This is a genomic window from Bradyrhizobium murdochi, assembly GCF_000472965.1.
Taxonomy (GTDB): Bacteria; Pseudomonadota; Alphaproteobacteria; order Rhizobiales; family Xanthobacteraceae; genus Bradyrhizobium; species Bradyrhizobium murdochi.
In genome coordinates, this window is sequence record NZ_AXAU01000040.1 from 1 (window position 1) to 12683 (window position 12683).

The window sequence follows — 12683 nt, forward strand, 5'->3', positions numbered from 1 at the left end:
CGCCGCTCTGCAGATAGCGGTTGTAATACTTGCGGAAGGTCTGCGAACAGGTTCCGTGGTGGCGGTAGAAATCCCCAACACTCTTGAACACCGCCGAACGACCCGCCTTGACCGCCTCATATTCCGGGATCAAAAACCGCCACTTCTGCAGGTAATTGCGTTCAATCGTCCGGTCATAGCTATTATCGCGCATCGGATCGTCCTCCAGAGGAGCGATCCAATCAGCGAATTAGTGAACTTGCACAGCAATGACGTGGAGGGATTCGCGCCAACTCAAGGCGCCAGGAAAAACTCCCGCAGCAATTTCGCTGTCACGTCCGGATTCTCTTCCGCCAGAAAATGCCCCGAGTCCACCGGCGCCCCCTCCACGTTCATCGCCCATTTCTTCCACGCATCGAGCGGCGTCGTTGCAGCAGGCGCGACGCCGGCATCGCCCCACAGCGCCAGCATTGGAATCGTGATCTTCTTTCCGGCGTCGAAATCGGCCTTGTCGATTTCGTAGTCGGCATAGGCACCGGCACGGTAGTCCTCGCACATCGCATGCACGCGGGCGGGGTCGCGGAATGGCGCGAGATAATGTTCCAGCGCGCGCGGATCGATCGCGTCGAGCGTCTTCGATTTGGTCTGGCTCGCCATCTTGTACTTGAGGAAGAATTCTCCATTGTTGGCGATCAGCGTTTCCGGCAGCGGATAGGGCTGCGCCAGAAACGCCCAGTGGTAGATCTTCAGCGCCGAAAGCCGGTTCAACTTCTCCCAATAGTCATAGGTCGGCGCGATATCGAGCACCGCGAGCTTCGACAGCCGGCCGGGATGATCGAGCGCCAGCCGGTATGACACGCGGCCGCCGCGGTCGTGTCCGGCGAGTGCGAAATGCACGTGGCCGAGCTGCTCCATCGCCTCCACCATCGCCTGCACCATCGCGCGCTTGGTGTAGGGCGTATGGTTCTCATCGCTGCGGGGCATGTCCGACCAGCCGTAGCCCGGCAGGTCGGCGATGATCAGCGTGAACTGGTCCGCGAGCTGCGGCGCGACTTGGTGCCACATCACATGTGTCGACGAAAAGCCATGCAGCAGCAGAAGCGGCGGGCCGTTGCCGCCGACACGGGCAAAGATGCGGCCCGATGAGGTGTTGATCCATTTGGATACATATCCGGGAAACAGGTCGGCAAGATCGGGCATCTTCATACTCTCTCGTCATCCGCTACCTGTCATCATCTGCCAACGCGTCGCGCGAATGCGCGCCCGATGACAGGCTCCGGCGGATGATCCAGTAAACACCAGCCTCTGCTTCAACAACAGGCGCCTCGGCGTACTGGATACCCCGCATGCGCGGAGTATGACAGCCTTGGCTTGCTTCAAACTTTGTTTGCCGTTGCCGCTGGCAGACCGCAGGTTTATGCCACTCCTCAAGACCGACCAACAACAACAAGACGCGAGGAAACCAGCGATGTCGATCGATTTCGAAATTCCGGCTGAAGCCAAGGCGATCCGCGAGAAGGTTCGCAAATGGGTGCATGAGGAATGTATTCCGGCAGAGAAGGAACTGGATACCAAGCCGCTCGCCGAGGTGCTCGGCCCGCTCCGCGCCAAGGCCCGCGCGCGCGGCCTGTGGTGCCCGTGGGTGCCGAAGGAATATGGCGGCATGGGGCTCGGCCCGCTCGCCAACGCGCTGGTCCAGATGGAGCTCGGCGAGAGCATGCTGGGCGCGCTGTCGATGAACACGCAAGGGCCCGACGACGCCTCGATGATGACGATCCTGGCCCACGGCACGGAATATCAGAAGGAGAAGTTCCTTAAACCCCTGCTCAACGGCGACAAGCGCATCTGCTTCTCGATGACGGAGAAGGCCGCCGGCGCCGACGCCACCGGCATGCAGACCACGGCAGTGAAGGACGGCAACGAGAACTACATCCTGAACGGCGAAAAATGGTTTTCCTCCTCCGCCAGCGTCGCCGACATGGCGCTGGTGATGGCCAAGACCGATCCGAACGCGCCACGGCACAAGCAGTATTCCACCTTCATCGTCGAGCTGCCGAACCCCGGCTACAAGATCAAGCGCAACGTCGCCAACATGGCAATCGAGGGCCCGCATGACGACGTGCTCCACGGCGGCCACTCCGAGATCGAGATTAGGGATTTGAAGGTGCCGGCCGACAATCTGCTCGGCGGCGAAGGCAACGGTTTTGCAATGGGCCAGCACCGCCTCGCCTATGGACGCCTGCGGCACGGCATGCACAACGTCGCCAAGGCGCAACGCGCGCTCGACATGGCGGTCGCCCATGTCACCAAGCGCTCGACCTTCGGCAAATTGCTCGCCGACCGGCAGGCCGTGCAGTTCATGCTCGCCGATTGCGCCAGCGAACTCTATATCGGCCGCCTGATGCTGCTGCACATCGCCTACAAGGCGGAAAAGGGCCTAGATATCCGGCAGGAGAACTCGATCGCAAAAATCTTCCACGCGCATATGGTGCACAAGGTGATCGACACCGCGATCCAGCTCCATGGCGCGCTCGGCTTCAGCCAGGATACGCCGCTGGCGAAGTGGTACACCCAGGTGCGCTCGCAGCGGCTGGTCGACGGTCCGGACGAGGTGCACAAGTGGAAGATCGGCAAGAACGTCATCAAGGCGTTCCGCGAGCACGGCACCACAGCGAGTGCCGCGGGCGGGGATTTGTTGTAGGCCGCGTCGTCTGCAGCGAGTAGGGTGGGCAAAGGCGCGACGCGCCGTGCCCACCATTACAGACCGCGATCGCAGATGGTGGGCACGCTTCGCTTTGCCCACCCTACAGGACTCAACGGCGCCGCTCCGCCTCCACCGCCTGCCAGGCGATATCGCGGCGGCAGAAGCCGTCAGGCCATCGGATGCGATCGACAGCCTGATAGGCGCGCTGCTGTGCCTCCAGCACGGTCTTGCCCATCGCACAGACGTTCAGCACACGACCGCCATTGGCGACGATGCCGCCATCCTTCGCCGCCGTCCCTGCATGAAAGATCTCGACGCCCTCCACGCTGGCCGCGTCATCGAGCCCATCGATACGGGTGCCCTTGTTGTAGTCGCCGGGATAGCCCTTCGCTGCCATCACCACGGTCAGCGCTGGCTCCGGATACCAACGCAGGTCGAAATGCTTCAGTTCGCCATCGCAGGCCGCCAGAAACGCCGGCACGATGTCGGACATCATCCGCAGCATCAGCACCTGGCACTCGGGATCGCCGAAGCGGACATTGTATTCGAACAGCTTTGGCCCCTGCTCCGTCAGCATGACGCCGGCATAGAGCACGCCGCGAAACGGCGTGCCGCGCTTCTTCATGCCCGCGACGGTCGGCAGGATGATCCGTGCCATGATCTGGTCGTGAATTTCAGCCGTCACGAATGGCGTCGGCGAATAGGCGCCCATGCCGCCGGTGTTCGGCCCCTCGTCGTGATCGAACACGCGCTTGTGGTCTTGCGCCGAGGCGAGCGGGATCGCGGTGTCGCCGTCGCATAGCGCAAAGAAGCTGATCTCGCGGCCGGCGAGGAATTCCTCGATCACGACTTCCGCTCCCGCCGCACCGAACGCGCCCTCGAACATCATGGCGATGGCGGCTTCGGCTTCGGCCAAGGTTTTGGCCACCACGACGCCCTTGCCGGCGGCCAGCCCATCGGCCTTGACCACGATCGGCGCACCCTGCATGCGCACATAGGCCAGCGCATCATCGGCGGTAGTGAAGCGGCCATAGGCACCAGTCGGAATATCGAATTCGCGGCACAGGTCCTTCGTAAATCCCTTTGAGCCCTCGAGTTGCGCCGCCTGCTTGCTGGGACCGAACGCCTTGATGCCGGCTTTCGCGAGATCGTCGACGATCCCGGCGGCAAGCGGCGTTTCCGGGCCGACCACGACGAGATCGACGGCGTTGCTTTTGCAGAACTCGATTACCGCGCCATGATTCGCCACGTCGAGCGCGACGCATTCAGCTTCGCGCGCGATGCCGGCATTGCCCGGCGCGCACCACAATTTGGTCAGCAGCGGGGAGGCGGCGATTTTCCACGCCAGAGCGTGTTCGCGGCCGCCGGAACCGAGCAGGAGAATGTTCATTCGTAGTGCAGCCAAGTGGAGGGGTTGCCGGCCATTGCGCGACGGTTTAGCACGGCAGGAGCCCGCCGCAACAACGTGTCCATTTCCGTGTGGATATGTGCCCTGGCTCCCCCAACATGATCTCGGCACCTTGCGGAAGCGCCGGAAAAGGCCGATTCTACGCCCTGATATGCCAGCAGATAACCTGATTAACGCGCCCGAATTCACCGTCTCGGAACTCTCCTCCGCGCTAAAGCGGACGGTCGAGGACCGCTTTGGCCATGTCCGCGTGCGCGGCGAAATCTCCGGCTTCCGCGGGCCGCACTCCTCCGGCCACTGCTATTTCGCGCTGAAGGACGAGAGCGCCAAGATCGAGGCGGTGATCTGGAAGTTCGCCCATGCCCGGATGCGCTTCAAGCCGCAGGAAGGGCTCGAGGTCATCGCCACCGGCAAGCTCACCACCTATCCGAACTCCTCGAAATACCAGATCGTCATCGAGTCGCTGGAGCCTGCCGGCATCGGCGCGCTGATGGCGCTGATGGAGGAGCGCAAGCGGAAGCTCGCCGCCGAGGGTCTGTTCGACGAGGCGCGCAAGCAATTGCTGCCGTGGCTGCCGGAAGTGATCGGGGTCGTCACCTCGCCGACGGGCGCGGTCATCAGAGACATCCTGCACCGGCTGCAGGACCGTTTTCCCCGCCGCGTGCTGGTGTGGCCGGTGAAGGTGCAGGGCGAAGGCTCCGCCGAGCAGGTTGCAGCGGCCATCCGCGGCTTCAATTCGCTGCCCGAGACGGGACGAATCCCGCGGCCCGATCTCCTGATCGTCGCGCGCGGCGGCGGCTCGTTGGAGGATTTGTGGTCGTTCAACGAGGAGATCGTGGTTCGCGCCGCCGCCGACAGCGTGATCCCGCTGATCTCGGCCGTCGGCCACGAGACCGACATCACGCTGATCGATTTCGCCGCCGACAAGCGCGCGCCGACGCCGACGGCGGCGGCCGAAATGGCCGTTCCCGTGCGCAGCGAATTGTTTGCCGAGGTGGAAAGCCTTGCGCGCCGCACGATGGTGTGCTGGCAGCGCGGCCAGGAGAGCCGCCGCAACGAATTGCGCGCCGCCGCCCGCGCGCTGCCGAGCTTGAGCGAACTGCTCGCGATCCCCAGGCAGCGGCTGGATCACCTCGGCGCCGCCCTGCCCCGCGCATTGAAGGCCAATACGCACGCCCATCATCGCCGTTTTTCGCATCTCAGCGCCGGCCTGACGCTGAAGGTGTTGCGTGGACAGGTCGCGCAGGCCAGCCATCGTCTCACGGTGTCGGGCGAGCGGATCAGGCTGTCCGCCCGCGCCCTGCTGCGCAACCGGCGCGACCGTTTTGCCGGGCTGGAGGTCAGGCTCAAGGCATCAAAACTCTCCAACGCCCAGGCGCAGCGCAACGCCATTGCGCGCAACTGCGAACGGACGCAACGGCTGGCCGAGCGCGCCCGCCGCGCGCTTGAGACCACGATGCAGCGGCTCGACGCCCGGGTCGCCCATAGCGGGCAATTATTGTCGGCGCTGTCCTATCGCGGCGTGCTCGCCCGCGGCTTTGCCCTGGTGCGCGACGAGCACGGCCACGCCGTCCATGCCGCCGCCACGGTCGGACCGAGCGCGCGCCTCTCAGTCGAATTCGCCGACGGCCGCGTGGGCGTCACCGCGGATTCGGACCGGCCGGCCGCGACGACTGCCCCCGCGAGCCCTGCCAAGCCAGCCCCGCGCGAGGCCAAGCCGGCAGCGCCGAAGCGCGTGCCAAAGCCGGTCGATCAGGGAAGCCTGTTTTAGCGCGCCAGCCACTCGGCGACGCGCGCTTGCGCATCCTTTCGCGCATCCGCGTCGGTGCCGATATGGCCGTGTTCGGGCAATGCCGCGTCGGCGCCCGCGATCGCTCGCAGCGGAAGGTTGGCGCGGTCGAAATCGTGAGCCGCTCCTGGATAGACCACGATTCGCGCCAGCGCGCTGCGGCCGCGGGCACCCTCCACCATCTGACGGCAGGCCGACGGCGAACTGATGTCGTCCTTCGCGCCAATCAACAGCAGCGTCGGCACCCGCGTGCTCCAACCGAGGCCGGAGGAGATCCGGCAGTCGGGATAGAACGCGATCGCCGAGCGGAAATCCGGTTTAGTCCCGCGCGAAGATGATTGCGGGCGTACCGCCCATAGCACCGCGCTGGCGCCGTTGGCCCATCCGATCAGGCTGATCCGGTCACGCGCGACCCAGGGCTGCTGCAACAGCCATTGCCGCGACGCGTTGATATCGGCCACCCGCTCGCGGCGGGCCACGGGGCGCTCCTTGACGCGGCATTGCGGATCGAGCTCGCGCGAACCGTAACTGTCCGGCAACAGCACGGCATGGCCGGACTTCACGAACTGTTCCGCCCAGTCACGGTAGCGCGGCAGCACCGGCTCGGATTGCCCGCTCAATCCGCCGCAGCCATGCAGCGCGATTACCGTGGGAAATGGGCCGTCACCATCAGGCTTATAGAGCTGCGCGTGCAGGGTCAGACCGGTCGCCGGGATATCGACCTGGCTCGGGGCCGGCAACGGCGCGGCACCGGCCGTGGAGGCCGCAGCAAGGAGCGTCAGGAATAGCGTTGCTGACAACAGGCGCATCGGTCTCTGTCGGATCGGTATGACGCTGCGGGCAAATTCACGCTATCATGCAGGTGGGCGCAAAACCATCACAAGTAGGTCAGTTTGCGGGGCGGACAGTACGACCTATTTATGATAGATCGAATCCGGAAAATACACTTAAGGCCAGCCCGCGGGCCGGCCTATCGGAGAGTTTGACGGTGCTCAATAAATTCGGCCCCTCGGGCCATGGCGAAGCGCAGGTGCAATATCTGGACGGCGATTTCCGCGTGATCTCGCCGGGGACCTATGTGCGCTGCGCCATCACCGACGTGCGGATTCCGCTCGACGAATTAAAGTACTGGAGCGTCGATCTGCAGGAGGCCTATTCGGTTCCGGGCGCCGTGCTGCAGCGACACTTTCCCGGCGCGCTGAAGACGCAGGGCTGAGCGCGGTTTTGCCCACCCTACGATTCTTTCCTCTCGCGCGCCTTGAATAGCCGGTCGGCGACGAATTTTCGCAGGCGCGCAGGATCGTCGAACTCTAGCGTTACCGCGAACGGCACGATGTGCTGCCGATCGCGCAGCCGCGCCAGGTCCTTTTCCGTCGTCACCAATGTCAGCCCGTCGCGCCGAGCCTCGGTAATCAAGCCTTCGATCTCGCTCTGTGAATACGGATGATGATCGGCGAAGGCCTGCTGCCTGACGACATCGATGCCGCTTAAGCGCAGCGTGTTGAAGAATCGCACGGGATCGCCGATGCCGGCAAATGCCAGCACGCGCTTGCCGCGAAGCGCGGCGACCGGCGCGTCATCCGGCTTCAGATGCGCGCGCAGTACCGGCTTGTCCTGTGCGGCAATCTCGGCGGCCACCGGCTCGGCAGCGGTGCCGTCGCCGACAATGATCAGGGCGTCGGTGCGGGCCAGTTGCGGCCGCAGCGGTGCGCGCAGCGGACCGGCGGGAAATACCTTCCCGTTGCCAAGTCCGCGTTCGCTGTCGATCACGATCAGGGATGCGTCCTTGATGATCGACGGATTCTGGAAACCGTCGTCCATCAGGATCACGGTCGCGCCTTGCGAGCGCGCCAGCGGCACGCCCTCGGCGCGTTTGCGCGACACCACGACCGGCAGATGGCCTGCCAGCATCAGCGGTTCGTCGCCGACATCGGCCGCCGCATGCCGCTCAGGATCGACCCGGACCGGCCCACGCAGTTCGCCGCCATAGCCGCGACTGAGCACGACCGGCGTCTCGCCGAGGTCGCGCATGAGCTTCGCCAACGCCAGCACGGTCGGCGTCTTGCCGGCGCCGCCGACGTGGTAATTGCCGACGCAGAGCACCGGAATGCCGGCATTCAATCCCTTGCGCTGCAGGCGCCGTGCGGCGATGGCGCCATAGAGCGCGCCGAGCGGTTTCAACAGATGCGAGTTGAGCGAGGACGGGCCGTGCCAGAAGCCCGGCTCACGCATTGCCGGTTCCCATCTCGATCCGCAACTGCAGCAGATACGGCTCAAGGGCAGAGAGCGTCCGCTCCAGCGCGCCGCCGAGCTGACCGACCACGCGCTCGGATGCGGTGAGCACGGCTTCGCGCGCCTTGGGATCGGCGAGCATCTGCCCGAACTGCTTGACCAGCGCTTCCTGCGTATCGGCCAGCCGCGCGCCGCCCGCGGAATCGAGGGCTTCGTAGACATCGGTGAAGTTGAAGACGTGAGGGCCGTGGACGATCGAGGCGCCGAGCTTGATCGCCTCGATCGGATTCTGCCCGCCATGCTCGACCAGCGATCCGCCCATGAATACGATCGGCGCCAGCCGATAGAACAATCCCAGTTCGCCCATGGTGTCGGCGACATAGATGTCGGTCGTGGCCGTGGGCAAATCCTCATGCGAGCGCAGGGTCGGATTGAGGCCGGAAGCTGCGATCATGTGCGCGATGGCCTCGCCGCGATCGGGGTGGCGCGGTACGATCACCGTCAGCAGCCCCGGGAAGAATCCGGCGAGCGTCCGGTGGGTCGCCGTCACGATTTCTTCTTCGCCGGGATGCGTGGAAGCCGCGACCACCACCGGGCGGCCACGCGTCATCGACATCAGCATGTCCAGCTTGTTGGCGTCAGCCGGTGGCGCGGGAACGTCGAGCTTGAGATTTCCCGTGACCATGACGTTGCGGCTGCCCAGCGCCGTAAAGCGATCCGCATCGGTCTGCGACTGCGCCAGGCAGATGTCGAACTTGTCGAGCAGCGCCGAAATGGTGCCGGCGACACGACGCCAGCGCGGAAACGAACGCTGCGACATCCGTCCATTGATCAGCACCATCGGCAGCCGCCGCGCAGCGCTCGACAGGATCAGGTTCGGCCACAGGTCGGATTCGATGAACAGCGCCAGCGACGGACGCCAATGATCGAGGAATCGCGCGACGTAGCGCGGCGAGTCGTACGGCACGTATTGATGAATGACATCGGGCGGGAACCGCTTGGCGACGATCGCAGCCGAAGTCACCGTGCCCGACGTCAGGAGGATGCGCAGGTTCAGGGCCCGCAGCCGCTCGATCAGCGCAGCCGCCGCCAGCACTTCGCCGACGCTGGCGCCGTGAATCCACACCAGAGGCCCCGCAGGGCGAACATCGGCGCTCATGCCGCGGCGCTCGCCGACTCGCGCCGGGTCTTCCTTGCCCATCCTCAACCGCTGGTTGATGACAGCAGGCGACAACGGAACCATCACGGACGACAGTTTCCGGTAAACGCGCAACGTCATCGGCAGTGCATCAGCCAAGAGCTGCCTCCGGGCGCCCGACAGCGGCGTAGGCGCGACGAGTCGCTTCGTTCAGCAAAGCTTCTACCTGAAGGCGCAGCTTTTCCATAGTCTCGGCGTCGGCGTCCGGCGGCACGTATATATGCTCAATGCCTACCACGGCACCGCGCCCGAATGGCAAATTGATGGTGCTGGAGTCCCAGTTTTTCAACCTGATAAAGCGGCTGGTCGCCATCGCAAAGGGCATGATCGGCCGTCCAGACTCCCGCGCCAGCATGATTATGCCAAGCCCCACGACCCGCGCGCGCTTCGGCACGTCGGCAGTGGTAGCGACGTTCCATTTGTCTTCCAGCGCCTGCAGCATCTCCCGGAACGCGCCGACGCCGCCCTTGCGGTGGAAGGCGCCGCTATGGTCGCCGGAGCCCCTGATGGTTCCAATGCCGAGCCGCTCGGCGGCGATGGCGTTGAACTCGCCGTCGCGATGCCGCGAAATCAGGACCTTGGCGCGGTGGATCTCCTTGGTTTTGATGAACGGCGTCATGAAATGCTGGCCGTGCCAGAACGCGAAGATCGCCGGCATCTCCGGCTCGACAATGTCGTAGACGTTGGCGGGGTCGTAGCTGAAGCGGTTGGTCAGCCAGACCAGCCGCAAATATTCGGCCGCAAACACACCCAGCGCGCGCTGAACCCAGGCGCTGCGCAGCAAATCGCGAAGGAGGCGTTTCAACTGGAGGACTTCGTGTCTTGACCTGGATCGAGCAGCCGATGGAGGTGAACCACGAAGTAGCGCATATGGGCGTTGTCCACGGTCTGCTGCGCCTTCGCCTTCCAGGCCGCGTAAGCGGATGCGTAATTGGGATACACGCCGACGATATCGACCTGGTCGAGGTCCTTGAACGTGACGTGTTCGAGATCAGTCAACTCGCCGCCGATGACGAGATGCAGCAATTGCTGCGGGGCACTATCTGGCATGATGGTCTTTCCTAACGAGGTGCCCGGCGAGCAAGATCGATAATGTGAATCGCGGTATGAACGGGATGATGTGTGGCACGGATTTCGACCGATTCAGGGCAGCCGACGATCCCGGAAATGCTCGACAATGCGCGCATGCCGATCGTATCCCGCTGCCACCAGCACCCCGTGCACCACCTCCCGACGATTATACTCAATCGTATCCCCCGAGAGCGCAGTCATTCTACCATTTGCTTCCTGCACGATCAAATTCGCCGCGGCAAGATCCCAATCGCGGCTTTGGCCGCCTGCAAAAGCAGCATCGAGACTGCCATCGGCGACCCGGCACAGCCGCAGCGCCAGCGATCCGATTCGCGGATGCAGCGTGATGTTGTCCGGTGACGAACTCAACCGCTGCACCAGCGGTTTTGGGCCGGCCATGCGGGAAAAATCAAGCTCCGTTCCTGCGGATGCACGGACCCGCTTTTCGTTCAGCATGGTGCCCCTGCCGCGCATTGCGAAGAAGAATTCGTCGCTGGCGGGCGCGAACACTGCGGCCAGTACCGGGGTTGAACCCGAAACCAGCGCCACGCTCACGCACCAGTCTTCACGATGCGCGAGATAGGCGCGGGTGCCGTCGATCGGATCGACGATCCAGACCAGTTCCTTGCCGAGCCGTGTGTCGTCATCGACGCTTTCCTCGGACAGCCAGCCATAATCCGGCGTCGCCGCGCGCAGCCGCCGCTCGACGAGGTCGTTGACGGCGATGTCGGCCTCGGAAACCGGCGAGGAAGCGCCCTTGGTCCAGTTCTTCAATTCGGTGCGAAACAGCGACAGCGCCAGCGCGCCGGCTTCGCGCACGGTGTCCTTCAGCAACGCGGCATCGCGCGCCCAGATCCGGTCGGCGGTATCAGCGTCCGCCAAGCGTCAGGCCCTCGATGCGCAGCGTCGGCGCGTTGACGCCGTAGCGGAATTCCAGGTCGTTGGCAGGAACGAGCGATTTGAACATCGCCAGCAGATGGCCGGCGATCGTCACCTCGCTGACGGGGTAAGTGATCTCGCCGTTCTCGATCCAGAAGCCGGAGGCGCCGCGGCTGTAATCGCCGGTCACGCCGTTGACGCCAGAGCCGATCAGGTCGGTGACGTAAAAGCCCTGCTTGATGTCGGAGATCAGTTCCTTCGGCGTCATCGCACCGGGTTCGAGATGCAGATTATACGACCCCGGCGATGGCGACGAAGAGACGCCGCGATGGGCATGTCCGGTCGTGACCATCCCGAGTTCGCGCGCGGTCGCGCAGTCCAGCAGCCACGTGGTCAGCACGCCCTCGTCGATGAGCGCGAGCTTCTTCACCTTGACACCTTCGGCGTCAAAAGTCTGCGAGCGCAGGCCGCGCACGCGCAAGGGGTCATCGATGATGCGGATGTTCCTCGAAAACAACTGCTCGCCGAGCTTGTCCTTGAGGAAGCTGGTCTTGCGCGCGATCGAAGCACCGTTGATGGCGCCGACGAGATGGCCGACCAGCGACCCCGAGGCCCGGGGATCGTACACCACCGGCACCTTGCAGGTCTCGACCTTGCGCGGATTGGCGCGCGCCACGGTGCGCTCACCTGCCCGGCGGCCGACGCTTTCGGGAGTATCGAGATCGGACGCATGCGGGGCCGAGGTGAAATCGTAGTCGCGCTCCATGCTGGTGCCTTCGCCGGAGATCGCGGTCACCGAGATGCCGTGGCTGGAGCGCAAATATGAGCCGTGGAAGCCGGTCGAGGTCACCAGCACCATGCCGCCGATGCCGCTCGAGGCGGACGCGCTGCCCGATTTGGTCACGCCCTTGACCGCAAGCGCTGCAGCTTCCGCTTCGCAGGCGCGGCGCTCCAGTTGGCTTGTGGTCGGAATATTGCGGTCGAGCAAATCGAGCTCCGCGAACTCGCGCGCCAGCAGCGCGGGATCGGCGAGGCCGACATATTTGTCGTCGGGCGCGACACGAGCCATCGCGACCGCCCGCTCGGCTAGCTTGGCGACACCGTCGCCCGAAATATCGTTGGTCGAGACCACCGCCTGGCGCTGGCCGACCAGCACGCGCAGCCCGACATCGTCGCCTTCTGAACGCTCGGATTCCTCGACCCGGCCATCGCGCACCTCGACGCCTTGCGAAACCCCGCGCACCGCGACCGCGTCCGCGGCATCCGCGCCGGCACGCTTGGCGGCCTCCACCAGCCGCTGCGCCAGCGTCGAGAGCGCCGATTGATCGAACAGGTCGGAAGTAGCGGAGGCCTTCGAAAGCGGCGAAGCCGTGGATGGTGAAGAGTTCACAAACAAAATCCCTGACATTGAAGGGGTTCGGAC

The 12683-nt window shown here is 64.4% G+C and carries 13 protein-coding genes; 3 read left to right on the plus strand and 10 right to left on the minus strand.

From position 1 onward, the window contains the following. On the minus strand, positions 1-193 hold a 193-nt coding region (locus tag YUO_RS43065; RefSeq protein ID WP_035728414.1), incomplete at its 3' end, for a hypothetical protein. Between the two features lie 80 nt (positions 194-273). Further along, positions 274-1179, minus strand: coding sequence for an alpha/beta fold hydrolase (locus tag YUO_RS0135980; protein WP_028351485.1), 906 nt, complete (start codon positions 1177-1179; stop codon positions 274-276). Between the two features lie 268 nt (positions 1180-1447). Between YUO_RS0135980 and YUO_RS0135985 the strand changes: the two genes are divergently transcribed. Continuing rightward, positions 1448-2680 carry an acyl-CoA dehydrogenase family protein gene (locus YUO_RS0135985; RefSeq protein WP_028351486.1) on the plus strand — a complete coding sequence of 411 codons (1233 nt, stop codon included), beginning with the start codon at positions 1448-1450 and terminating at the stop codon, positions 2678-2680. Between the two features lie 112 nt (positions 2681-2792). Here YUO_RS0135985 and purD read toward each other — a convergent pair whose 3' ends face one another. Beyond that, complete coding sequence (purD, locus tag YUO_RS0135990; protein WP_028351487.1) at positions 2793-4073, minus strand: phosphoribosylamine--glycine ligase; 1281 nt, start codon at positions 4071-4073, stop codon at positions 2793-2795. 169 nt (positions 4074-4242) lie between these two features. On the opposite strand from purD, the gene xseA reads away from it, so the two are divergent. After that, positions 4243-5862, plus strand: a complete 1620-nt coding sequence (xseA, locus tag YUO_RS0135995; protein ID WP_028351488.1) for an exodeoxyribonuclease VII large subunit — start codon at positions 4243-4245, stop codon at positions 5860-5862. Here xseA and YUO_RS0136000 read toward each other — a convergent pair. Next, positions 5859-6689 carry a dienelactone hydrolase family protein gene (locus tag YUO_RS0136000; protein ID WP_028351489.1) on the minus strand — a complete coding sequence of 277 codons (831 nt, stop codon included), beginning with the start codon at positions 6687-6689 and terminating at the stop codon, positions 5859-5861. The two genes, xseA and YUO_RS0136000, sit on opposite strands and share 4 nt — an antisense overlap. Positions 6690-6868: 179 nt before the next feature. Between YUO_RS0136000 and YUO_RS0136005 the strand changes: the two genes are divergently transcribed. After that, complete coding sequence (locus tag YUO_RS0136005) at positions 6869-7096, plus strand: DUF2093 domain-containing protein (RefSeq protein WP_028351490.1); 228 nt, start codon at positions 6869-6871, stop codon at positions 7094-7096. Positions 7097-7113: 17 nt separating this feature from the next. Here YUO_RS0136005 and lpxK read toward each other — a convergent pair whose 3' ends face one another. From lpxK to YUO_RS0136035, 6 genes are all read right to left on the minus strand, one after another. After that, positions 7114-8112, minus strand: a complete 999-nt coding sequence (lpxK, locus tag YUO_RS0136010; protein ID WP_028351491.1) for a tetraacyldisaccharide 4'-kinase — start codon at positions 8110-8112, stop codon at positions 7114-7116. Next, positions 8105-9409, minus strand: coding sequence for a 3-deoxy-D-manno-octulosonic acid transferase (locus YUO_RS0136015; protein WP_028351492.1), 1305 nt, complete (start codon positions 9407-9409; stop codon positions 8105-8107). Before YUO_RS0136015 ends, lpxK begins: the two co-directional genes overlap by 8 nt. Beyond that, positions 9402-10115 carry a lysophospholipid acyltransferase family protein gene (locus YUO_RS0136020; RefSeq protein WP_028351493.1) on the minus strand — a complete coding sequence of 238 codons (714 nt, stop codon included), beginning with the start codon at positions 10113-10115 and terminating at the stop codon, positions 9402-9404. The genes YUO_RS0136015 and YUO_RS0136020 overlap by 8 nt, the downstream gene beginning before the upstream one ends. Beyond that, positions 10112-10360: a DUF4170 domain-containing protein gene (locus YUO_RS0136025; protein ID WP_028351494.1), complete on the minus strand. Its 249-nt coding sequence runs from the start codon at positions 10358-10360 to the stop codon at positions 10112-10114. Before YUO_RS0136025 ends, YUO_RS0136020 begins: the two co-directional genes overlap by 4 nt. A gap of 93 nt (positions 10361-10453) precedes the next feature. Beyond that, positions 10454-11263 (minus strand): inositol monophosphatase family protein, encoded by an 810-nt coding sequence (locus tag YUO_RS0136030; RefSeq protein ID WP_028351495.1) that lies wholly within the window; start codon positions 11261-11263, stop codon positions 10454-10456. Further along, complete coding sequence (locus YUO_RS0136035; RefSeq protein WP_028351496.1) at positions 11250-12650, minus strand: TldD/PmbA family protein; 1401 nt, start codon at positions 12648-12650, stop codon at positions 11250-11252. The genes YUO_RS0136030 and YUO_RS0136035 overlap by 14 nt, the downstream gene beginning before the upstream one ends. Positions 12651-12683: the final 33 nt, after the last annotated feature.